This is a genomic window from Streptomyces turgidiscabies Car8 (assembly GCF_000331005.1).
Taxonomy (GTDB): Bacteria; Actinomycetota; Actinomycetes; order Streptomycetales; family Streptomycetaceae; genus Streptomyces; species Streptomyces turgidiscabies.
This window is the reverse complement of sequence record NZ_AEJB01000208.1, coordinates 57,141-79,764: the sequence shown is the minus strand read 5'-3', so window position 1 is coordinate 79,764 and position 22,624 is coordinate 57,141. Positions and strand designations below refer to the sequence as shown.

17 protein-coding genes are annotated in these 22,624 nt (G+C 70.4%); 10 read left to right on the top strand and 7 right to left on the bottom strand.

The window, feature by feature from the left end; genetic code table 11:
• The first annotated feature begins 96 nt into the window (after positions 1 to 96).
• The 3 genes from STRTUCAR8_RS13395 to STRTUCAR8_RS13385 are packed head-to-tail and all read left to right on the top strand — an operon-like array spanning position 97 to position 2,968.
• Positions 97 to 1,140: an ABC transporter substrate-binding protein gene (locus tag STRTUCAR8_RS13395; RefSeq protein WP_006376204.1), complete on the top strand. Its 1,044-nt coding sequence runs from the start codon at positions 97 to 99 to the stop codon at positions 1,138 to 1,140.
• Positions 1,141 to 1,196: 56 nt separating this feature from the next.
• On the top strand, positions 1,197 to 2,171 hold the full coding sequence (locus tag STRTUCAR8_RS13390; protein WP_044472127.1) for a FecCD family ABC transporter permease: 975 nt from the start codon (positions 1,197 to 1,199) through the stop codon (positions 2,169 to 2,171).
• A complete protein-coding gene (locus tag STRTUCAR8_RS13385; RefSeq protein WP_044472126.1) occupies positions 2,168 to 2,968 on the top strand; it encodes an ABC transporter ATP-binding protein in 801 nt (266 codons plus the stop codon). The genes STRTUCAR8_RS13390 and STRTUCAR8_RS13385 overlap by 4 nt, the downstream gene beginning before the upstream one ends.
• A gap of 581 nt (positions 2,969 to 3,549) precedes the next feature.
• On the opposite strand, the gene STRTUCAR8_RS13380 is transcribed toward STRTUCAR8_RS13385, so the two are convergent.
• Entirely contained in the window at positions 3,550 to 5,646 is a 2,097-nt protein-coding gene (locus STRTUCAR8_RS13380) for an RICIN domain-containing protein (RefSeq protein WP_006376245.1), read from the bottom strand.
• 393 nt (positions 5,647 to 6,039) lie between these two features.
• Between STRTUCAR8_RS13380 and STRTUCAR8_RS13375 the strand changes: the two genes are divergently transcribed.
• From STRTUCAR8_RS13375 to efeB, 4 genes are all read left to right on the top strand, one after another.
• Positions 6,040 to 7,068: a LacI family DNA-binding transcriptional regulator gene (locus STRTUCAR8_RS13375; protein WP_006376294.1), complete on the top strand. Its 1,029-nt coding sequence runs from the start codon at positions 6,040 to 6,042 to the stop codon at positions 7,066 to 7,068.
• 111 nt (positions 7,069 to 7,179) lie between these two features.
• Positions 7,180 to 7,440 (top strand): hypothetical protein, encoded by a 261-nt coding sequence (locus STRTUCAR8_RS13370; RefSeq protein WP_006376201.1) that lies wholly within the window; start codon positions 7,180 to 7,182, stop codon positions 7,438 to 7,440.
• A gap of 167 nt (positions 7,441 to 7,607) precedes the next feature.
• A complete protein-coding gene (efeU, locus tag STRTUCAR8_RS13365) occupies positions 7,608 to 9,632 on the top strand; it encodes an iron uptake transporter permease EfeU (protein WP_006376262.1) in 2,025 nt (674 codons plus the stop codon).
• Between the two features lie 38 nt (positions 9,633 to 9,670).
• The gene (gene efeB, locus STRTUCAR8_RS13360) at positions 9,671 to 10,951 is read left to right on the top strand and encodes an iron uptake transporter deferrochelatase/peroxidase subunit (RefSeq protein WP_006376208.1); all 1,281 of its coding nucleotides are present in this window, start codon (positions 9,671 to 9,673) and stop codon (positions 10,949 to 10,951) included.
• Positions 10,952 to 11,157: 206 nt separating this feature from the next.
• On the opposite strand, the gene STRTUCAR8_RS13355 is transcribed toward efeB, so the two are convergent.
• Genes STRTUCAR8_RS13355 through STRTUCAR8_RS13340 form a run of 4 tightly spaced genes read right to left on the bottom strand, consistent with a single transcriptional unit; the run spans position 11,158 to position 14,201 of the window.
• On the bottom strand, positions 11,158 to 11,937 hold the full coding sequence (locus STRTUCAR8_RS13355) for a D-Ala-D-Ala carboxypeptidase family metallohydrolase (RefSeq protein ID WP_006376193.1): 780 nt from the start codon (positions 11,935 to 11,937) through the stop codon (positions 11,158 to 11,160).
• A 45-nt stretch (positions 11,938 to 11,982) separates the two neighbouring features.
• Positions 11,983 to 12,399, bottom strand: coding sequence for a hypothetical protein (locus STRTUCAR8_RS13350; RefSeq protein WP_006376233.1), 417 nt, complete (start codon positions 12,397 to 12,399; stop codon positions 11,983 to 11,985).
• Positions 12,400 to 12,432: 33 nt separating this feature from the next.
• The gene (locus tag STRTUCAR8_RS13345) at positions 12,433 to 12,816 is read right to left on the bottom strand and encodes a hypothetical protein (RefSeq protein ID WP_006376219.1); all 384 of its coding nucleotides are present in this window, start codon (positions 12,814 to 12,816) and stop codon (positions 12,433 to 12,435) included.
• 26 nt (positions 12,817 to 12,842) lie between these two features.
• Positions 12,843 to 14,201 carry a GH25 family lysozyme gene (locus tag STRTUCAR8_RS13340; RefSeq protein WP_006376260.1) on the bottom strand — a complete coding sequence of 453 codons (1,359 nt, stop codon included), beginning with the start codon at positions 14,199 to 14,201 and terminating at the stop codon, positions 12,843 to 12,845.
• Positions 14,202 to 14,786: 585 nt separating this feature from the next.
• Between STRTUCAR8_RS13340 and STRTUCAR8_RS13335 the strand changes: the two genes are divergently transcribed.
• The 3 genes from STRTUCAR8_RS13335 (at position 14,787) to STRTUCAR8_RS13325 (ending at position 20,483) form a co-directional block, all read left to right on the top strand.
• Complete coding sequence (locus tag STRTUCAR8_RS13335; RefSeq protein WP_006376247.1) at positions 14,787 to 15,146, top strand: CU044_2847 family protein; 360 nt, start codon at positions 14,787 to 14,789, stop codon at positions 15,144 to 15,146.
• Positions 15,086 to 19,312 carry an nSTAND1 domain-containing NTPase gene (locus tag STRTUCAR8_RS13330; protein WP_234372453.1) on the top strand — a complete coding sequence of 1,409 codons (4,227 nt, stop codon included), beginning with the start codon at positions 15,086 to 15,088 and terminating at the stop codon, positions 19,310 to 19,312. The genes STRTUCAR8_RS13335 and STRTUCAR8_RS13330 overlap by 61 nt, the downstream gene beginning before the upstream one ends.
• A gap of 166 nt (positions 19,313 to 19,478) precedes the next feature.
• The gene (locus STRTUCAR8_RS13325) at positions 19,479 to 20,483 is read left to right on the top strand and encodes an expansin EXLX1 family cellulose-binding protein (protein ID WP_006376189.1); all 1,005 of its coding nucleotides are present in this window, start codon (positions 19,479 to 19,481) and stop codon (positions 20,481 to 20,483) included.
• Between the two features lie 8 nt (positions 20,484 to 20,491).
• Here STRTUCAR8_RS13325 and STRTUCAR8_RS13320 read toward each other — a convergent pair whose 3' ends face one another.
• The gene (locus STRTUCAR8_RS13320; RefSeq protein ID WP_006376301.1) at positions 20,492 to 21,367 is read right to left on the bottom strand and encodes an LLM class flavin-dependent oxidoreductase; all 876 of its coding nucleotides are present in this window, start codon (positions 21,365 to 21,367) and stop codon (positions 20,492 to 20,494) included.
• Between the two features lie 65 nt (positions 21,368 to 21,432).
• On the bottom strand, positions 21,433 to 22,530 hold the full coding sequence (locus tag STRTUCAR8_RS13315) for a glycoside hydrolase family 5 protein (protein ID WP_044472125.1): 1,098 nt from the start codon (positions 22,528 to 22,530) through the stop codon (positions 21,433 to 21,435).
• Between the last annotated feature and the right edge of the window lie 94 nt (positions 22,531 to 22,624).

Here is a 22,624-nt window from a genome sequence, read left to right as displayed (position 1 = left end):
GCCGGGAACTCATCGGCTCCGCCTCCCGACTACTGCGACAGAGCCCGCCGTCCCACGAACACCCGCCCCACGAACACCCCGCCGCAAGGAGCACGCATGTCGAAGAAACGGCCGGCCGCCATCGCCCTGGCCGGCGCCCTGTGTCTGGTCACCTCGGCCTGCGCCGGCTCCTCGACCGCCACGGACAGCGCCGCCGACGGCAAGGTGGAAGCGGCCGCCGCGAAGTCCGGCTACCCGGTGACCCTGGAGAACTGCGGAGTCACGGAGAAGATCACCGAGGAGCCCGGCCGGGTCGTCGTCATGAACGGTGCCTCGGTCGCCGAGGTCTCCACGCTCCTAGCCCTCGGCGTCCAGGACAGAATCGTGGCCAACCAGCAGAGTTACGGCATGTCGGAGGTCGCGGGCCGCGCCGCCGCCATCAAGGCGCTGCCCAACGGCGACGTCAAACTCAACGACGCCTACGACGTCCCGCGCGAGGCGATGATCGGGCTGCGCCCTGACCTGGTGCTGTCGACGACGTCGTACGGCTTCGACGAGAAGAACGGCTTCGCCACCCGCGAGCAGCTGAAGCAGGCCGGCGCCAACACCTATGTCTCGCCCCAGGGTTGCGACCAGGACACCACCAGGATGACCATCGCCGACAGTTACACCCTGCTGCGCGACATGGGCAGGATCTTCGACCGGAGCGACCAGGCCGAGAAGATCGTCGCCGCGTCGGAGAAGCACATCGCCGAGGTCGCCGCGAAGGTGAAGGGCGAGAAGCAGCCCAAGGTGATGGTCCTGTTCTCCAACATGGCCATGGGCGGCAACGACTTCAGCTCGGTCGTCGCCAAGGGCATCTACAACGACATCCTCGCCAAGGCCGGCGGCTCCAACGCCTTCGAGAACGCCTCCCAGACCTCCTTCGCCGACCTGAGCAAGGAGAAGGTGGCAGCGACCGACGTCGACGCGCTCGTCGTCATCGGCTACAACGACCCCGACCCGGCTGCCTACGCCAGGAAACTGCTGAAGGAGTTCCCCCAGTGGCCGGCCGCGAAGAACAACACGTACATGGCTCTGTCGGACTCGATGTACCTCGGCCCCAGCAACGACCTGGCGGTCGAGAAGATCGCCGCGATGCTGCACCCCGACAAGGTCTGAACGGCCTGCGGCTGTCCCTGGCCGCAGGAGTCCTGCTCGTCCTGCTCGCCGCGGTGATGGTGGTGGCGGTGAGCATCGGCGCGGTCAACATCCCCGTCGGTGACGTGTGGGGGATCCTCCTCCACCACCTCACCGGCCGGGGCGCCACCGAGGATCCCGCGATGGACCAGATCGTGTGGACCTTCCGGGCCCCCCGGGTCGCCCTGGCGGCCCTCGTCGGCGCGGGCCTGGCGGTGGCCGGGGCGGTGCTGCAGACCCTGGTCACCAACCCCCTCGCCGACCCGGTCGTCCTCGGCTTCTCGTACGGCGCCTCGCTCGGCGCGGTCCTGGTCATCACCCTCGGGGGTGTCGCCCTGGGTGGCCTGGGCGCTCTCGGTGTCTCGGGGGCGGCTTTCGTCGGGGCTCTGGCAGCGGGGGCCCTGGTCTTCGTCCTGGGGCAGCGACAGGGCCGGCTCGCCCCCACCAGGGTCGTGCTGGCAGGGGTGGCCGTCGGCTACGTCCTGCTCTCGATGACCAGCTTCGTCCAGCTGCTGGCGACGCCGACCGAGCTGCGTACGGTGATGTTCTGGATGCTCGGCAGTGTCGCCGGCGCCCAGTGGAGCCAACTGCCCACCGTCACGGTCGTCGTGCTCGGGAGCACCGTCCTGCTGACCCTGTTCGGCCGGCGGCTCAACGCCCTGCTGGCCGGGGACGAGTCCGCCACCGCACTCGGCGTGGACGTCGACCGGCTGCGGGCCGTCCTGCTCGTCATCAGCGCGCTGCTCACCGGCACGGTCATCGCCGTAGCGGGCGGAGTGGGCTTCGTCGGCCTGATGATCCCCCACCTGGTCCGCCTCACCACCGGCGCCGACCACCGCAGACTCATCCCGCTGACGGCACTCCTGGGCGCCGTCTACCTGGTCCTCGTGGACCTGCTCTCCCGCACCCTCACCCGCCCCAACGAACTCCCGCTGGGCATCCTCACCGCCCTGCTCGGCGCCCCCTTCTTCCTGTGGCTGCTGCGCCGCAACAAGGGCCTGGACAGCGCATGAAACTGACCGTGGACCAACTCCACATCACCCTGGACCGCCGACCGATCCTCCGCGCGGTGAACCTGGAGGCCGCCAAGGGCGACATCGTCGGGCTCGTCGGCCCCAACGGCAGCGGCAAGTCCACCCTGCTCCGCACGGTCTACCGCTCACTGCGCCCCGCCGCCGGAGTGGTCAGGGTGGGCGACGACAACGTATGGGAACTCTCCACCCGCACCGCCGCCCGCCGCACGGCGGCCGTCCTCCAGGACTCCGGCACCACCACCGGCCTGACGGTGACCGAGATCGTCGCCCTCGGCCGCACCCCCCACCACGGCCTGATGAGCCGGGACGGCTCCGAGGACCGCGAGGCCGTCGCCGAGGCGGTGACCCGGTGCGGTGTCGCCCCCTTCGCGGACCGGGACTACGCGACCCTCTCGGGCGGCGAACGTCAACGCGTCCTGCTGGCACGCGCGTTGGCCCAGCGACCGCAACTGCTCGTGCTGGACGAGCTGACCAACCACCTCGACATCCGCGCCCGTTTCGAGCTTCTGGAGCTGATTCGCAGCACGGGAATCACCACCCTGGCCGTCCTGCACGACCTCGACCTCGCCGCCCGCCTCTGCGACCACCTCGTCGTGCTCCACGAGGGCGAGGTGGTGGCGGCCGGACCGGTCCTGGAGGTCCTGACCCCGGAGATCCTCCGTGACGTCTTCGGCGTCCGGGGCGAGACGGAACGCCACGCGGACGGCGTCGTCCGCATCACCTATGCCGCTCAGCCGCTCGCCGCCGCCCGGGAGGCCGAGCCGGCGGATCGGTGAACGCGGACGGGGGTGCGTGGCGGCCGGATCCCTGTGCAGCGGTTACTGGGGTGGTGACTGGTGAAAAGGGGCGGTACCAGTGTTTCGGGACGTTCGGGACAGTGACGGAGTTCGTCGCGCTGCCGCCTTCGTAGGGGGTGAAGGCGAAGCCGTTGTTCCCCCCGGGCGTTCACGGTGAGGCCCAGCGGTACGACGTCGCTCGGATCCTCGGACCGGTAGACGGGGGTGTCGGAGTACTCGATGGTGGTGTCCATGCCGGTGGCGCGACCGCCCGGTCCGGGCGCACCGTAGCGGACGCGACCGCCCCAGGTGACGTCGGCCGCGTCGGGCAGCGCTTGTGGGGCAGGTATGCGCGGCGCCAAGCGAAAGTAAGGTTCGCCGCAGCGGGGCCCGATCGGGGATCAGTCGCGTAGATCCCGTGATCTCGCGCAGACGGATCGGCAGACGGATCGGCAGACGGATCGGCGGGCGGACCGGAGGACCCGGCCCGCCCGCCGACGGGGAGCGAACGACGACGTCAATCCGTCCACCCGTCCACCCGTCAGGCCGTCAGGCCGTCAGGCCGTCAGGCCGTCAGGCCGTCAGTTGAGCGTCCACTTCTGGTTGGTTCCGCCATTGCACGTCCACAGGTCGACCTTGGTCCCGTTGGCGGTGCCGTTGCTGACCGCGTCGAGGCAGAGGCCGGACTGGTTGTTGGTGATGGTGCCGTTGGAGTTGACGGTCCACTTCTGGTTGGTGCCGCCGGTGCAGTCCCAGATGATGACCTTCGTGCCGTTGGTGGTGCCGTTGTTGTCGGCGTCGAGGCACTTGTGGCCGTAGACCACTAGTTCGCCGCGCGAGGTGGACGTGAAGGTCTGGTTGTGCCCGCCGAAGCAGTCCCACAGGGCGAGTTGGGTGCCGTTGGTGATGGTGTTCCTGGCGAGGTCGAGGCAGCGGCCGGAACCGGTGCCGATGATCTCGGCGCCGTTGGTGCCCGCGATGTCCGACACGAGGACGGCGTCGAGGTCGGGCGCCCAGCCGCCGCTGTTGGAGAACTTCAGGGTGTTGGCGCCCTTGGCCGCGCCCACCAGGACGGAGACCGTGCCGGGGGTGGTCCAGGAGCCGGTCGGCGGGAACGAGACCACCGTGGGCTGCTGGCCGTTGACCTGGAGCGTCGCCGTACGGGCGGCGCTGTCGCCGTTGACGTAGGCGATGGTGGCGAGCTTCACTCCGGAGGCCGAGGCGTTGACGTTGTTGAACGTCAGGGTGTTGGCGGAGCCGTTGCCGATCGAGCCGGTCAGCGAGCCGCCCGAGCAGTTGGCGCAGGTGGCGGTGGCGGCCGTACCGGCAAGGGAGTTGGCCGAGGCCTCCGCCTCGTAGGTGGTGCCGGCTGCCTCGGTGCCGGAGACGGTGAGCAGCACCGCCTCGCCGGCCGGGACCGCGGTCGTGTAGCTCGTCGCGGAGTTGCCCAGGTTCGTCGCCGTCCACACGTCACGTACGGCGGCGGAGGCCGTGGTCAGGCCAAGGTCGGCCCAGCGGGCGGTGACGGAGGCGGCCGAGGAGGTGCGGTTGAGCAGCAGCACCGCACGCTTGCCGGTGCCCGACAGGACCTTGCTGTAGACCTGCAGGCCCTTGGTGTCCTCGGCGACCTTGACGCCCTGGAGGCCTCGGGCGTCCTGGTCGATGGCGATGACCTCGGGGTTCTTGAGGATCGACGCCGTCGTGGAGCTCATGGTCGCGAGGTTGTTGCCGGCCAGCAGAGGGGCGCCGGAGATCGCCCACAGGCCCATGTGCGTACGGTTCTGGGCGGCGGTGAAGCCGCTGATGCCGACCATCAGCATGTCCGGGTCGTTGTAGTACCCGGTGTGCTGGGACGAGGGATGCAGCGTCTTGTCGAAGTTGGTCAGCATGTTGGCCGTGGACGGACTGTTGCCCCAGAAGAGGATGTCCGTGCTGGTACGCCACATCGGGGCCGTGCCCGCGCCCCAGTTCCAGGGGTTGCCGGTGCCCCACTCGCAGAACGACAGGACCAGCTTGTGGCCGGTGACCGCGGCGGCGGCGTCGTTGGCGGCGCTCATCGCCTTGTACGTCGTCTCCTGGTCGAGGCCCTCGGCGTTGCCGCCGCACCAGTCGACCTTGACGAAGTCGTAGCCCCACTCCTGGAACGTCTGCATGTCCTGCTGGTAGTGGCCCTCGCTGCCCGTGTTGGGCGCCGCGGGCCTGGTGGTGGGGTAGTAGTAGCCGCAGCCCTGCTTGCCCGCGTCGGTGTAGATGCCCGCCTTCAGGCCCTTGCTGTGGATGTAGTCGGCCATGGCCTTCATGCCGCCGGGGAACAGGCTCTCGTCGGTGACGATCTTCCCGTTGCTGTCCCGGGCGCCCTGCCACCAGCCGTCGTCGATGTTGACGTACTTGTAGCCGGCGGCGGCCATGCCGGACGAGACGAGGGCGTCGGCCTGGGTCTTGATGGTGTTGTAGTCGATGCTGCTGGCGAAGCTGTTCCAGGAGGCCCAGCCCATCGGCGCCGAAGGAACCGCGACCTGGTTCGTGCTCACCGCGACCGGCTCGGCCGCACCGAGGTCCGCCGACGGCGCGCGGCCCCCGCCCACGGCGAACAGCCCGGCGACAGTCAGACCGAGGACCGACACCTGGACGGCGACACGTCTCGTCCAGCGGGTCACGGTGGTTCTTGTTGATGGCATGGAACAAACCCGTCCTGTGTGTGGATGAGCGGTATGTGGTTGCGCGGCCGGGACGCTCTTGTGGACACGAATGTTAACGTTCACATTTTTGCGCCCGGGGGCGGCGACAGGCAGTCTTTTGGCGGTTGGTGGTCGCCAGTGGGGCAGTTGGCGGTTGAAGTGCAGGCGTGCGGGGTGGAGTGCGCGCGGTGGCGCAGTCGCCAAGGGAGGCGGACCTGCGGCGGACCAGGATCTCTGCGTGCCTCGCGTCGTTGAGGCAGGAGAAGTGTGAACGGTAACATTTGGCTCCCGCAATACTCCGTGCGGAACTTTCTCCTGGCGGTACCGTCAGCCCTGGCGGTCCCCCGTACCGACGCAGTACCGAGCCAGTACCGACGAGGAGCCGTCCCCACCATGCACAGGACCGTCAGCATCCGGGACGTCGCCAAGGAGGCGGGCGTGTCCCACCAGACCGTCTCCCGGGTCGTCAACGGTCACCCCAAAGTCAGGGAGTCGACCCGGGCCCGCGTTCTGCGTGTCATCGCCGAGCTGGGCTACACGCCCAACCGGATGGCCCGGGCCCTGGCCGGCGGTGCGGTGCGCTCGGTGACCGTGCTGACCTCCGACACCTCCTTGTACGGGGCCTCGGCGACCCTGAAGGGCATCGAGGTGGCGGCACGGGCGGCCGACTTCGCGGTCGGGATCAGCGTGCTCGACGCAGGCTCGGCCCAGCAGCCCGCGGATGTCGCGGCCCGGGTCAGCCGGCCGGGGGAGGCGGTGCTGGTCATCGCCTTCGACGCACCGGGCGTACGGGCATGGCAGGCACTGCCCGCCGGGTTCCCTGCAGCGGCGGTGGTGGAACGCCCCGAGGACGGCGCCCCCGGGGACCGGCCCGAGCTCTGGCTGGACGACCGGGCCGCCGCGGCCCAGGCCACCCGTTATCTCCTCGGCCTCGGCCACGAGACCGTGCACTACGTGGCGATCCCGTCCTCCACCACCCGTACCGGCCAGCGCACCGCGGGCTGGCGCGACGCCCTCAGGGCGGCCGGCAAGCCCCTCCCGGAACCGCTCGACGCCGGCTGGAGCCCGCGCTCCGGCTACCTCGCCGGCCGCTCACTGCTGGTCGACCCGTCGGTCACGGCCGTGCTCTGCGGCAACGACGACCTGGCACTCGGCGTCCTGCGCGCGGCCAGGGAGGTGGGCAGGGACGTGCCGGGCGACCTGAGCGTGGTCGGCTTCGACGACGCCCCCCACTCCGCCTACGCCCACCCCGCCCTGACCACCGTCCGCCTCGACTTCGAAGGCCTCGGCCGGGGCTGCTTCGGCCTGCTCCACCGGCTCCTCGAACCCGACACCGCCCCGGCCCTGCCCCTGTGGGCCGAGCCGGAACTGATCGTGCGGGAGAGCAGCGGCCCGGCTCCGGCACGGCGGAACCGGGGTTGAGGGTCTGACCCGGCGGTCGACCCGGCCCTGGACATTTCGCCGGACACCCCGGTCGTCACCCCACTGTGCGGTGCCCTCGCCGCCCACGGCCGCCCCCGCGACATCCAGGGCATGCCCTTCGGTACGGACGCCGGCCAACCGGCCCGGGCCGGGATGTCGTCGGTGGTGTTGGGCCCCGGCACGGTGACGGACGCCCACGCCGTGGCCGAATCGGTGGACCTGGCGGAGGTGGAACCGGCCGCGCGCGCCGTGGTGGAGACGGCGGCGGCCACCGGTCCCGGACGGGCGGACGCGGTGGACCTCTACCACTACGGCCTGCTCCCGTACCCCGTGCTGGACCGCGTCCCCAGGGCACTCGGGGCGCGCGGCTGACGGCCCCTCGGTGACCTGACGTACCGCCAGCTGTTCTTTGCTCCGCCGTGGCCTTCGCATGGCTGATCGACTACGCATATGTGGTCATGATGGTCGGCGGAAGTAAGGCATGCCTTGGCTAAGTCGTGCCGTTTGGGGCTGGGACGTGCCAGGAAGGGCCGCCGCACATGTGGGACGACGCGTTTCCGAGTTTCCTGATCGGGCTGCGGGAGGGACTCGAAGGCGGACTCGTCGTCTCCGTCCTGGTCGCCACCCTGGTGCGTGCCGGCGCGAAGTCCCGGCTGCCGCAGGTCTGGACCGGCGTCCTGGCGGCGGTCGCGCTGGCGATGAGCTTCGGCGCGGTCCTGACCTTCACCGCCGCCTCACTGTCGGCGACCGCCCAGGAGGCGTTCGGCGGTGCGCTCAGTGTCGTGGCCGTCGCGTTCGTCTCCGTGATGGTCTTCTGGATGCGCCGCTCGGCACGCGGCCTCTCCGGCGAGATCAGGGACAAGGTCACCGACGCGCTGACGACGGGCGCGGGCGTGCTGATCGTCACCTCGTTCCTGGCGGTGGGCCGGGAGGGCCTGGAGACCGCGCTGTTCCTGTGGACCACGGCCCGCGCAGCCGGCGAGTCCACGGGCCCGCTGACCGGCGCGGCCATCGGTCTGCTCCTCGCGACGGGCCTGTGCTGGGGCCTCTACCGCCGGGTCCTGAAAATCGACCTGACGAAGTTCTTCACCACCACCGGCGCCGTCCTCATCGTGATCGCGGCGGGCGTCCTCGGCTACGGCCTGCGCGACCTGCAGGAGGGCGGGGTGCTGCCCGGGAAGACGTCGTACGCCGTCGACCTCGCCGGCAGCGTCGACGCCGGCTCCTGGTACAGCACCCTGGTCCAGGGCGTGTTCAACCTGACGCCGACGATGACCTGGCTGCAGGTGACGGCCTACGTCGGCTACCTCGCCGTGGTGATGACCCTCTTCGTCCGAGGGGTACGTGCCCCGGCGGCGAGGCCGGTCGCGGCGGAACCCGGCCCGGCGGAACCCGCCCGGCGCCGCCGCCCCGTCTGGGTGGTGCCCGTCGCCGTGGTCGCCGTACCCGGGGTTCTCGCCGGACTCCTGGTCGCCTTCGGCGACTCCAAGCCGGCCGGCGCCCAGACGGTGGCCGTGTCCGAGACGGAGTGCGGCAACGGCTTCACCGCGCCGAAACCCGGCCGGCAGACCTTCCAGATGCACAACACCGGCGAGAAGACCGCCGAGGTCTACCTCGTCGACCCGGCCACCCAGGCGGTCTACGGCGAGATCGAGGGCCTGGCCCCCGGCACCACCCGCGACCTCGTCGCCACCGTCACCGGCGGCTCGTACGCCTGGCGCTGCGTGCCCACCAGCGGAAAGGCGGTCACCTCGCGGGCGGTCAGGGTCGGCGGAGGCGGCGGCAGTGCCGGAGCGGTCGTCCCCGTCTCCGCGGAGGACCTGGCCGGACCCCTGAAGTCCTACAAGGCGTACGTCGACCGGGGTCTGACCGCGCTCGTCGCCCGGACCCGCCGGATCGCCGACGACATCGACGCCGGCCACCTCGACAGGGCCCGCACGGACTGGCTGACCGCACACCGCACGTACGCCTCACTCGGCGCCGCCTACGGCACCTTCGAGGACTTCGACCAGAAGATCGACGGCAGGCCCGACGGCCTGCCGAGCGGGGTGCGCGACAAGGACTTCACCGGCTTCCACCGCATCGAGTACGGGCTGTGGCACGGGCAGGACGCGAGCGAGCTGAAGGCCCCCGCGCGACAACTCGCCGCGGATGCCGCCGGGTTGCGCAAGGCCTTCCCCACCCAGGACTTCGACCCCGGCGACCTGCCCCTGCGCACCCACGAGATCCTGGAGAACACGCTCCAGTTCGAGCTGACCGGAGACGCCGACCAGGGCAGCGGCACCGAACTCGCCACCACCGAGGCCAACCTCACCGGCACCCGCGAACTCCTCACCGTACTGCGCCCGTTGCTGACCACCAGGGCCCCGCACCTGCTCACCGCGGTCGACGCCGACATCGCGCGACTCCAGAGACTGCTCGACTCGGCGCACCACGGCACCGCCTGGACGCCCGTCGACAGGCTCGACGCGACGACCCGGGCCCGGCTCGACGGTGTCACCGGGCAACTGCTGGAGGACCTGGCGCCGGTGCCGGACCTGCTGGAGATCCGGAAGTCCGCCTGATGCCCGCCGACGTCACACCTGAGAGAGGGAACCGCCCCATGCCGTCCGCCGAAACGCCCCGTCCGCAGGGCGGTTGCCCCGCCGGTGCGGGCCGTCGCTCCTTCGTGAAGCGGGCCCTGGGAGCCGGGGCCGCGGGCGCCGCGCTGGCCGGCGGCGGGTTCGCGCTGAGCCAGAGCGGTACGACCGAGGCTCAGGCGGCGGAGACGAGCAGCGCGGGACCGGTGCCGTTCCACGGCACGTACCAGGCGGGCATCGTCACCCCGGCGCCCGCCGCCGCCACCTTCGTCTCCTTCAGGGTCGTCGCCGACGACCGCGCCGAACTCGCCGACCTGCTGCGGACCATCACCGCCCGGGCCCGGTTCCTCACCACCGGCGGTACCCCCGCCGACCTGGGCGTCGGCGCACCGCCCTCCGACAGCGGCATCCTCGGCCCCGAGGTCCCCGCCGACGCGCTCACCGTCACCGTCGGCGTGGGCGCCTCCCTCTTCGACGACCGCTACGGCCTCGCCAGGGCCAGACCCCGGCACCTCACCCCCATGCGCACGTTCCCCAACGACAACCTGAACGCGGCCGAGTGCCACGGTGACCTCTCGCTGCAGATCTGCGCGGCCCGCCAGGACGTCGTCCTGCACGCCCTGCGCGACATCGCCCGGCACACCCGTGGTGCCATGCAGATCGAGTGGCGTATCGACGGTTTCCAGAACGCCCCGCGCCCCACCGGCGCCCAGCGCAACCTCCTCGGTTTCAAGGACGGCATCGCCAACCCCGACGTCACCTCGGCCCGGGAGACCAAGCGTCTGGTCTGGGTCGGCGACGGACTGGGCGAACCGGCCTGGGCGAGCGGCGGCAGCTACCAGGTCATCCGGATCATCCGCACGCTCGTCGAGTTCTGGGACCGGGTCTCGCTCACCGAGCAGGAGAAGATGTTCGGCCGCCGCAAGGACACCGGCGCCCCGCTGGACGGCGCCCAGGAGACCGACACCCCCGACTACGCCAAGGACCCCCAGGGCGCGGCGATCCCGCTCGACGCCCACATCCGCCTGGCCAACCCGCGCACCTCCGCCACCGACGCCTCCCGCGTCCTGCGGCGCGGCTACAACTACGACCGGGGCGTCGACGCCGTCGGCAACCTCGACATGGGCCTGGTCTTCTGCTGCTACCAGCAGGACGTCAGGCGCCAGTTCGAGGCGACGCAGACCCGCCTGATCGACGAACCCCTCGTCGACTACATCTCCCCGACCGGCGGCGGCTACTTCTTCGCCCTGCCCGGTGTCCACGACTCCACCGACTGGCTGGGCCGCGGCCTCCTCGCGACCTGAGAGCCCCGAATCCCCTGGCTGCCGCCGGTCAACGGGAGTTGCCGGGTGCCCTGCGGACCGACGGCGGCCGGGGTCTCGTCGACCTGCTCCAGGCCTGGCACCCTTTCGAGCAGGACGTGCCGACACCGCGTCAGCCCCGGGTACCGTCGCGGCGGTACCCGGGGCTGACCACGGCTCCGGATGGTCGATCGTCCGGGGCGGCGGTGTCAGATCGTGCCGCTCTCCCACCACCAGTCACGGCCGAGGTCGGCCCTGCTGTCGACGTGCTGGTGGTCGACGGTGTACCTCTCCAGCCCGGAGAACCCGCAGGTCTCCGCCTTCTGGTAGACGGTCTTGGTGGCCACGCCGGGCACGTCGAGGTCGGCCGCGGTGCCGTACAGGTGCATGCTGTCGCTCGCCCCGCCGATGTCGGCGTTGTGGGCGATGCTCCGGAAGCCGGAGTTGACAGTGATCGGCTTGTCGCCCAGCTTCTTGCGCAGCGCCTCCAGCTTGTACATGCAGCGGCGGGCGTTCTCCTTCACCTGCGCCGCGCTCACCTTGCCGCCGTTGAAGTTGCCGCTCGCCTGGTCGTAGAACTCGCTCCAGTTGAAGTGGAGCGTGGAGCCGTCCGACTGCTCCAGCGCGTTGAGCTTCGCCTGGGTGTTGGGACCGGCGCTGCCGTCGGCGGTGAGACCGTACGCCGCCTGGAACCGCTTGACGGCGGCCTCCGTACCGGGGCCGAAGTCCCCGTCGATGCCGACCCGGTTGTGGGCGGCACTGTCCGACGCCCAGCCCGCGATCCTGATCTGCAGCTCGGTCACGTCGGCGCCGTTGTCGCCCTGGTTCATGGTGCGCGACCACGAGTAGGCCTGGGCGACGCCCGAGAACAGCAGCTGACCGAACGTGGCGGCGGCGCCGGCGGCCAGCGTGCCGCGCAGCATGGTGCGGCGGTCGAGCGAGCGGCTGCCGACGGAGCGGCCGTCGGCGGAACGGAAGAGGAAGGTCATCGTCGTCCTTTCGGAACGGTGGTGCGAGAAGGAGCGGAAAAGAGGTCAGTAGGCGAGCTGGAAGTCCACGTCCTGCGCGCCGGTGTCATAGGGGCCGACGCGCAGGACGAAGCGGGTGCCGTCCTTGACGTCGGTGGCGACCGTCGCCCACGGGGTGCCGTGGAGGGAGTACGTGTTGTCGTGGTTGCACTTGGTGGTGTGGTCGACGAACACCACGCAGGCGTACAGGAAGCTCTGGTCGTCCGTGGTGAGCCGCATGTTGATGTCACCGCACCGCGAGGACGTGGTGAAGGGGCCGTACTCCCTGGGCCCGTCCCCCTTGTAGCGGTAGTTCAGGTTCTTCGCGCCGCCGTAGCAGGTGGTCGCCGCGGCCGAGGCCTGTGCGGCGGCGGGCGCGGCACCCGCTCCCAGCAGTGCGGCCACGGTGACGAGAGCTGAGGCGAGCATCCTGGTCCTGATCATGGTGGTCTCCGTTCGGTGAAGTGGGTGAGCGGGTCAGAAGGCGATCTGGAAGGTGGCGGAACTGCCTTCCAGATCGACGCCGTTGGGCACGGTGAACTTCGTTCCGTTCAGGACGTCGGTGGCGATGGTCGTCCAGCTCCGGCCGATCTTGGTCCAGTAGTTGCAGGCGCCGACCTTCGCGAACTGCACGCAGGCCCAGCCGAAGTCGGCGTCGCCGCCGGTCATGCGCATGTTGATGTCCGTGCAGCGGCTCGTGGTCACGTACGGGCCGAAGTCGCGCACCTCCCCGTAGTGCACCGTGACCGCTCCGCCGTAACAGCTCGTGGCGGCGGTGGCGGCCGAGGCGGGCGCCGGAACGGTGAAGCCCAGGGCGACGAGCAGGGCGACGAGGGACGCGCGGGTGAATCGGTCGAGCATGGGGTTCCTCCTCGGTACGGCCGGGATCACCGGTTGGCCAGCCGGTCCAGGTCGGCCTGGGTGCCGTTGAACACGTCGGCGGTCGCCGGTGCCTGGATGCCGGGGAAGAGCGCGGCGTCCGTGTACTGCCACATCGCCCAGGTCGTCGAGCCGTTGGGCAGCGGCGGCTGGGTGATCGACTGGCGGTAGTCCGCGAGTTGCAGCGGATACCGGGCGAAGGCGGTGGTCGAACTCAGGCAGTCGTCCAGGACGGACTTCTGGGTGTAGATGACCGGTGTACGGCCGAAGGCCGCCTCCACCCGGTCGAGCCAGGCTTTGGCGTCGTCCACCGTGCCGTAGGTGGGACAGCGTCCGCTGCCGTCGTCCATGCGTTCCAGGTCGAAGACCGGCGGCAGGTCGCCCGCCCGCTGCCCGGTGTACCCGGTCGCGCGTACGGCGGCGATGAACCGGTCGGCCTGGGCGCCTCCCGTTCCGGCCGCCGTACCCGTGTAGAAGTGGTACGGCGCCACGGCCAGCCCCGCCGCCCGCGCTCCCTGGAGGTCGGCGGTGAGGTACTCGTCGGTGACGTTCATGCCCCGGGTGGCCTTGACCGTCGCGAACTCGACGCCCGCCGCCCGCACGGCCTTCCAGTCGATCGGCGCGCCGCCGGGGTGCTGGTACTTGGCGGTGTCGAGGCCGTCGATCGGGTACCCGGCGGGGCGCGGTGGCGTGCAGTACGTGTTACGGCTGGACCAGTCCACCAGCTTCGCCCAGGTGTTCGGGCCCACGGTGCCGTCGGCGCCGAGGTTGGCGCAGTGCTGGAACTCGACGACCCGGGACTCCGTACCGCCCCCGAAGTCGCCGTCGATCGTCAGCGGCGGGTAGTGGAACGCCTCCATGGCGAGGTTCAGCCGGCACTGCACCTCCTTGACCTCGGTGCTCTTCGCACCCCGCTTCAGCGTCGGCCGGGTGTCGGTGTGGCCGCACACGGTGGCCTGCGCCGTGCCGGACGTGCCCTGGGTCGCACAGGTGTGCGGCTGGGTGGCCCAGGTGTTCAGCGCCGCCCAGGTCTGGGGGCCCAGCACCCCGTCCACGCCCAGCCCGGCACACCGCTGGAATTCCTTGACCCGTGTCTCCGTCGCCGGCCCGAAAGAGCCGTCCGCCGCGATCGGCGTGTACCGGCTCGGCTTCGTCGCCAGACTCAGCTCGCACTGCGCCTCGACCGCCGAGTCGCCCGTCGCTCCCCGTTCCAGGGTCGGCTGCGCGCTCGTATGCCCGCAGACCGCGACCGCGGTCGCCGCCCCGGCCTGCGCCGCCTGCGCCATCTGTACCGCCGTGGGCCCGTACAGGGGCAGGACCGCTGCCACGGCGAGGGTCAGACCGCGCAGAAGCGTTCTTGGTCCCATCAGGATTTCCCCCTACCTGTCTTGCTGTTCGTCTTGCGTATGGCTTGTGAATGACGTGCGAGTGGCCGGTTGTCCCCGGTCGGCGGCCATGCTGGCAGCGGCCGTCCCGCAGCGGATCCTTCTGCTCCGGATCGGGACGCCGGGACATTCGCACACCTGTGACCTGCGGGGACGGACCGCTGTTGGGACGAACCTGGGACGCGGGCACCGCAAGCCGCACCCGGAGCCGCAGCTCCTCGGCAGGGTCGACGGGGCGCACGCGCGGGCGAGTTCATCGACGGCGAGCCGTGCCTGGAACTGCCGCTGCACACGCGCGTCCCCCGGGATGCAGCAAGGGCGAAGAGGGAGCAGCATGGGATGCAGAGGAATCGTTTCGACCGGACTCGCCCACCGGCTCGGTCACTCGTCGAACGTTCCGGAAGTACACGCCGGATCAGGAATGGCCCTTCAACGGTCAATCAATTTCGTCCCGCGTTCCTCCAGCGCCTCTCCAGGATCCAAGAACGTCGCCGGACGTACTCCACGTGAGGCTCGGGAACGCGTCGGTCAGGTACTGATGACAAGTACCGGGGACGAGGAGGCGTCGTGACAGCCCTGACGCGGATTCAGCTGGAGGGCGGAGGCTGCGTCCTGGTCGAGCGGACGGCCGCCGCGTCGGACGGCCCGGTGAAGGCCGGCCGCATCGGTGACGCGGTCCAGGAGCTGCCGGTGACCCTGCAAGGGGCGCTGGAACCGGTCACGGAGGTGGCGCGGGCGGCGCTCGACCAACTGCGCAAGGCGCGCCCGGACGAGATCGCGATCGAGTTCGGGGTGGATCTCGCGGTCGAGGCCGGAGCCGTGATCACCAAGAGTCAGGCCGGTTGCCATCTGAAGGTGACGGTGTCGTGGACGAACGACAACTCCGTTCGTCCGTACGGGGACGAGAGCGCGGGCCGATCCCGATGACCAGCGCGGACGCGGACCGGAAACCGGCCGATGGTGTCGCGTCGGATCTGCTCGCCGCGGTGGCCCGGATCCTCGGACCGGACGAAGCGGTCGCCGGGGTGGGATTCCTGGTCGCCGAGGATCTCGTGGTCACCTGCGCACACGTCGTCGCAGCGGCCGGGGGCGCCCCCGGAGAGAGCATCCAACTCTCCTTCCCGCACGTGAAAAGCGCGGACAAGGTGGAGGGACAGGTCGCCGGAGAGCTGTGGCGCGCCGTCGAGAACGAGGACGTGGCGTTCATCCGGCTGAGCAGGACACCGGCAGGAACCCGGACACTTCCCCTGGGATCCGCGGGGGACTGCAGGGGACACGACGTGCGCTCGTTCGGATTCCCCACCCAGGCTCCGCCGGAGGGCCACTTCGGCTACGGGAAATCCGGAGATCTGCTGCCGGGCTCCGACGACAGGAGCGCGCATCTGCAACTCACCGACGCCAACGACCTCACCACCGGCTTCAGCGGCGGACCGGTCCTCGACGACGACACCGGTCTTGTCGTCGGCATGCTCACCGAGATCGCCGCGCCCGACGCCTACGAGAGGGGCCAGGGCATCGCGTACGTCACCCCGACCCAGGTGCTGCGGGAGATCCTGCCGGAACTCGCCGAACGGGAGCTGTGCCCCTACCGGGGGCTGGAGCCGTTCACCGCCGAGCACGCCCGGTGGTTCGAAGGCCGCCAGGAGGCGGTACGACAGGTCCTGGCGAACCTTGCGCAGCAGCGACGGCTGACCCTGCTGCTCGGGCCGTCGGGGTCCGGCAAGTCGTCGCTGATCCAGGCGGGGGTGCTGCGGGCACTGGCCGCGGGCGAACTGGCCCGCAGCGACCGGTGGTTGCCCGTCCTCACCCGGCCGGGGCAGAACATGCTCGCCGAGATCGAACGGGCGGGACTGCCGGGGGCGAGCAGCGAAGGGATCGTCGCGGCCGTCAACCAGCGGCTCGCGGCCGATCCCAGTCATCAGCGCGTCCTGCTGGTCATCGACCAGTTCGAGGAGCTCCTGGTGCAGTCCACCAACGGACGGCTGCGGGACATCCTGGCGGTGCTGGACGAGGTCACGACGGTGGCCGACGCCTACACCAAGGTCACCGTGATCCTGATCATGCGGGACGACTTCTACCCTCAACTGGCCTCGCTCGCGCCCAAGTTGCTGGAAGCCGCGATGCCGGGACTCCTCAACGTGCCCGGCACACTGAGCCAGCAGGACCTGCACGACATCATCGTCCTGCCGGCTCTGGACGTGGGCCTCCACTTCCAGCCCGGACTGCCCGAGCGGATCATCGGCGACGTCCTGGACATCACCCCGAAGGCGGCCATCACCCGCGAGGCACCGGTCACCGTACTGCCCCTGCTGGAGATGACGCTGGCCCAACTGTGGGACCGACGGCAGGACGGGTACCTCATCCACGAGGCGTACCGGCGTATCGGAGGGGTCAGCGGGAGCGTGACCACGTGGTGCGAGAGCGCCCTCGACGAGTTGTCCGCCGAGCAACGGCTCATCGCCCGGCGGGCGTTGACCTCGCTGGTGCACCCCGCCGACCCGAGCCACAACGTGACGGCCGTACGGACACAGGTCCCGCTCCACGAACTGCGCGACCTGGCCGCCGACCCGACCGACACGGCGACGGGTCAGCCGGCGGCCGTCGACGCGGTCATCGCCGCGCTCGCCCGTCGGCGCATCATCACCACGCAGACGCTCCAGACCCCGCAACGCCCCGGCGCCCCTCCCGGGGAACCGGTGGCAGAGCTGATCCACGAGGCGCTCATCCGTGACTGGGGGGCACTGCGGGAGTGGGTCGACCAGGATCACCGGTTCCAGGAGTGGCTCGACCGCACGCGCCAACGGCAGGACCGGTGGGCCACGGAGAAGGACGCGGGGGACCTGCTGGGCGGCTCGGCACTCGCGGAGGGCGTCGAGTGGTCGCGACGACGCCGGCTCCCGGTGGACATCGAGGCGTTCCTGACGGCGAGCAGACAGCGCCAGCGGGCCGGCATCCGCCGGAGCAGGAGGCTCAACGCTGTGCTCGGTGGGCTGCTGGTACTCGCCCTGCTCGCCGGGCTTGGGGCCATCTGGCAGTGGCGCACGGTGACTTCGGCCCGTCAGGCAGGGGTGTCGCGCCAACTCGCCGCCCAGTCCGACGAACTCATCGGCACGAATCCCGAACTCGCCTCGCTGCTGGCCGTGAAGGCATACGACAGCAGCCATACGTCCGAGGCCCTCGGCAGCCTCCGCAGCGCCGCGGCCCTGCCGACGCACCGCCGCCTCACCGGCCACACCGACGAGGTACGCGCGGTGGCCTTCAGCCCGGACGGACACACTCTCGCCAGCGCCGGCGCCGGCGGATCAGTCCGACTGTGGGACGCGAAGACGTTCAAGTTCCGCACCACACTCGGCGGACACGACGGGGCGGTGAACGCTCTGGCGTTCAATCGCGACGGCAGCATCCTCGCCACTGGTAGTGACGACAAGACCGTTCTGCTGTGGGACGTGGAAACCCGTAAACCCATCGCCACTCTGAAGAAGCACACGGGAGCGGTGAACGCGGTGGCCTTCAGTCCCGATGGTCGCACTCTCGCCACTGGTAGTGACGACAAGACCGTCCTGCTGTGGGACGTGGAAACCCGTAAACCCATCGCCACTCTGAAGAAGCACTCCGGAGCGGTGAACGCGGTGGCCTTCAGCCCCGACCGCGACACCCTTGCCACTGGCAGCGACGACAAGACCGTCCTCCTGTGGGACCTGGACAGCCGCCGACCCCGCGCCAAGCTCAAGGAGCACACCCAGTCTGTGACCTCGGTGGCCTTCAGCCCTGACGGCCACACCCTCGCCACAGCCGACGGCTACGACGCCATCTTGAGGAACGCGGTCAGCGGAAAGAAACGTACCGTCCTCTACAGGACAGCGCTCATGGTGGCCTTCAGCGCGGACAGTAAAACCTTTGCCACTGCCACCGACCGCTTCGTAGACGTGTGGGACGCGGCCACCGGTGCGCTCAGGACCACCCTCGCCGGACATCACAACGTTGTTCTCGGGCTGGCTTTCAGTCGGGACAGCCACACTCTCGCCACCGCGGGCCGCGACAAGGTGGTAGGCCTGTGGGACCCGGCCGCCAGCAACAACCGCACCACACTCACCGGACACAGCGATGCGGTGAACGCGATGGCCTTCAGCCCCGACGGCCGTGCCCTCGCCACCGCCAGCGACGACGAATCGGTCCGCCTGTGGGACCCAGCCACCCGTAAAGCCCTACTGAAGCCCGAAGAGCACACCGAAGTGGTGAATGTGGTGGCCTTCAGCCCCGACGGCCGTACTGTCGCCACGGGGAGCGACGACAAGTACGTCCGCTTGTGGAGCGCCGCCGCCGACAAACCTCCCGTAAAACTCACGGGACGCGACGCCGCGGTGTGGTCGGTGGCCTTCAGCCCCGACGGCCGTACTCTCGCCACGGGGAGCGACACCAAGTACATCCGCTTGTGGGACCTGGCCACCCGCAAGATCCGCCGGACACTCACCGGGCACCACGACGGGGTGAACGCGCTGGAGTTCAGTCCCGACGGTCGCACGCTCGCCACGGCAGGCGGCGATTCCAGAGTGCTGATCTGGGACCTGGCCACCGGTAAGGTCCGCGTCACCCTCACAGGACATGACGCTCCGGTAAACGCCCTGGCGTTCAGTCCTGACGGCCGGGTCCTCGCCACCGCCAGCGACGACGGAACAGCACGCGTGTGGGACGCGGTCACCGGTCGGGCGCGCAGCATTCTGACGAAGCACGTGGGATGGCTGTCCGCCCTGGACTTCAGCCCTGACGGCCGCACTCTCGCCACGGCAGGCGGCTACGACGGCACTGTCCGACTGTGGGACGCGGACACAGGCAGCGCCGTCAACAGCTTCGTCGGGGCGAACTACCCGTCCGGGGTGTCCTCGCTGGTGTTCAGCCCCGACGGCCGCACCCTGGCCACCTCCAGCGAAGACGGGACAGTACGGCTGTGGGTTGTCAGGGATGTCATGACCACCCTCGACCCCGACCAAGCGATCAAGCAGATCTGCCGCACGGTCCACCGCGACCTCACCTCCGAGGAACGTGCCGCCTACCTCCCCGACCCGTCAACAGACCCCGTCTGCCCGAAGGACTGAGAAGCGCCCCGCTTCCAGGCCGACCAGCCCCCGTCGGCCCCTGAACCGTGGGATCCGCGAAACCACGGCAACCTTTTCGGGCGCGGTGGAGACTGAGGGTCGGAGGCTGCCTCAACTGGAGCCCCGCATCGAGCACCTGTACTTCCGGACCAGCTAAGGACCTGCCGTGGCGTCCCGTTCCTCACGACGTTCCCAGCGCCGTTCGCCCCGTCGCCGGCGCGGCGTTCTCGTCTGTGCCGCCGCCGCGGCCGTCGCGATCGTCATATCCCTGGTCGTGGCTCTACGCCCCGACCATCAGGCTGACGACGGGGCCGGGACGGTCGCGTCCGCCGCCGGCGCCCGGGTGATCGTCCCGCCCACCACGCCGGAGCCGACACCGTCACCGACGCCCTCGGCCACCCGCTCCCCGGCCCCGAAGGCCACGCCGACCGTCGCGGCCGCCGCGAAGCCGAAACCGAAGGCCACGCCCAAGCCCCCGGCCACGGGTGGCGGGAGTGGCAGCGGTAGTGGCAGCGGTGGCGTGGCGGCCCGCCCGGCCTCCGGCTCGGCGCCGTTGGCGGGGCGGATCCAGCCCGGTACCACCTACACGGGGGTCGCCACCTTCTACGACACCGGAAGCGGCGACGGCGCCTGTCTGTTCGGGCCGACCAGCGACACGATGACCGCCGCGATGAACACCGCCGACTACGAGACGTCCATGGCGTGCGGGGCGTACATTCTCGTCCGCGCGGCGAGCGGGGCCTCCGTCACGGTCCGGATCACCAACGAGTGCCCCGGCGACTGCCTCCCCGGGCAACTCGACCTCAGCCCCCAGGCGTTCGCCAAGCTCGCCGCGCCCGTTACCGGCCGGATCCCGATCACCTGGAGCCTGCTGAGCCCCTCCGCGGCCGACCCGGTCTCGATCCGCTACAAGACCGGGTCCAGCAAGTACTGGTGCGGCATCCAGGTGATCGGCCACCGCAATCCGCTGGCCCGCCTCGAAGTCAGGACCGGCAGCGGCTGGGTCCGGCTGGCGCGCACCAGCTACAACTACTTCCTCTCCGAGCAGGGGACCGGGTGCGGTGGTGCGATCAGGATCAGCGACATCTACGGGGAGCAGCTGACCATCGACGGGATCACGGTGCGGCCGGACGTCGTCCAGCCCACCCGCGTCCAGTTCGCCGCGCACTGACCCACCGGTCAGCGACGCCCCAAGGCCCCCAGTACGGCTTCGAGTTGGCGCAACGGCTCGGCACCGGCGATACGGAGTACGACCGTGTCCGCGCCGGCCGCCGACAGCGCGGCGATGTCCTCGGCGGCCTCCGGGGCGGTGCCGGACACGGTGAACACGTCCTCCTGGGGGCGGTCCAGCCAGCCGGCCTGGCCCTCCGTCTGCGGGTGCAGGGCCCGTGCCACCTCGTCGGGGTCGTCGCCCACGCAGGCGAAGGCCAGCACCGTGAGGGTGTGGTCGGGGCCGGCGCCGCCCTTCGCGGTCAGCGCCCGGGTGTTCTCCAGGTCGCGCGGGCCGTGGCCCTCGGCGATCAGGGTGCCGTCGGCGACCTTGCCGGACAGCTCCAGCGAGAGGGGGCGCACCACACCCGCGACCACCGGCGGCGGTTCGGTGGCCGGGTGTACCAACTGGACGCCGTCCAGGCGCACTTCGCGGCCCGCCAGCTCGACCCGCTCCCCGCGCAGCAGGGCCCGCACGGAGGTGATCGTCTCCTCCAGCAGGGCCAGCGGTGAGCGGGGGGCGACGCCGACCGAGGCCATCCACTCCCGCACCCCGTGCCCGATCCCGGCGACGAGCCGGCCCGGGAACACCCGGGCCAGCGTCGCCAGTTCCATCGCCAGCAGCGCCGGGCTGCGCAGTGGAGCCGGGGCGATCCCGATGCCCACCCGCAGCCTTTCCGTCGCGCCGAGGGCCACGGCGGCGGCGGACACACCGCCGTTCCAGCCGAGGTCCTCGACCACCCACAGGTCGTCCACGCCGAGGGCCTCGGCCTGCCGCGCGAACCCGGGCAGCCCTTCCGGGGCCCAGTCGCGGTCGTACATCACACCGATCCGAAGGTTCGTCATGCTCCTGAACCTATGATCCGGACCGGCGCCGATCAACGAGGTATCAGCCGGACGGTGGCCGTCGTTCAGCCCTTGACCGGCTTGCCGCGGCCCCAGCCCCAGGCGAGGCGGTCGGCGCCGGACTGGTTGGTGGTGGCCAGCCAGGGGCGGTTGGGGTCGCCGACCAGCTTCTGGATCGAGTACATGTCGTCGGTGCGCAGGCCGGGCCAGTAGACGGAGCCCATCTTCAGCTCGCGGAAGACGTCGGTGACGGCCTGCATGTAGTTGACGAAGTTGTTGTCGGGCAACTTCTTGTTGTAGTCGAGGCCCGTCGTCATGAAGGCCCCGAACTCGTCCGCGACGGTCCGGTTGGCGCAGTCGCCGATACGTACCTTCAGGTCGGCCACCCACTGGTCGTAGGTCGCGTACTCCTTCCAGAAGCCGTAGTGGTGCAGCGACAGGTAGGTGCCCTTCAGGCGCGGGTCGGCGCAGACGGACGTGACGTGGTCGTTGTAACCGGCGCCGCTGACGAACACCTGGTTGCGGGGCACGGACTTGTAGGTCGCGAGCCACTTCGCCGCGATGTCGGCCCACTCGGTGTCGGTGTAGCCGTGCGGCTCGTTCATCGGCTCGAAGTAGACGTGCCTGTCCTTGCTGTAGGCCTTGACGACCCTGTTCCACATGGGCCAGTAGGTGGCCGTGTCGTCGATGAAGCCGTCCTTCTGGGCGCCGGTGCCCTCCCAGTAGGAGACGATCACCTTGAATCCCTGGTCGGACGCCGCGTCGATGACCGCGCGGTACGACTTCCAGTAGGAGCCGTTGACCGTGTACGGGTTGATCGGCAGCCGCACGGTGTTGGCACCGAGGTTCGCGCGGAAGGCGGCGATGATCCGGGTCGCCTTGGCGTAGGTGCGGGCGTAGTTGTCCGAGGTCGACAGACCGGACAGCTGGAGCAGGTCGTCGGCGAAGTTGTCGCGCGGGTCGGCCCAGTTGACGCCCTTGAACTGCGTCGTGTCCTTGCTCGGCGCGCCGTTCGCGAGGGCGGCGGCAGAGGTGGTGGCAGGGGTGGAGGCGGAGGCGGGACTCACGGCCACCGCCGTACCGCTGGTCGCGGCGATCGCGAGCGCCACGAGGGCGGCGCGCAGTCTGGGGGAGGGGCGGGTGGCGCCGAGGATGTTGCGCATCAACTTGCCCTTTCGCATGCCGGTCGGAGACCGAGGGGGGCGATGTTTACGTAAACATCGCGGCGCCGAAATCGTGGCACCCGCCACAGAGATC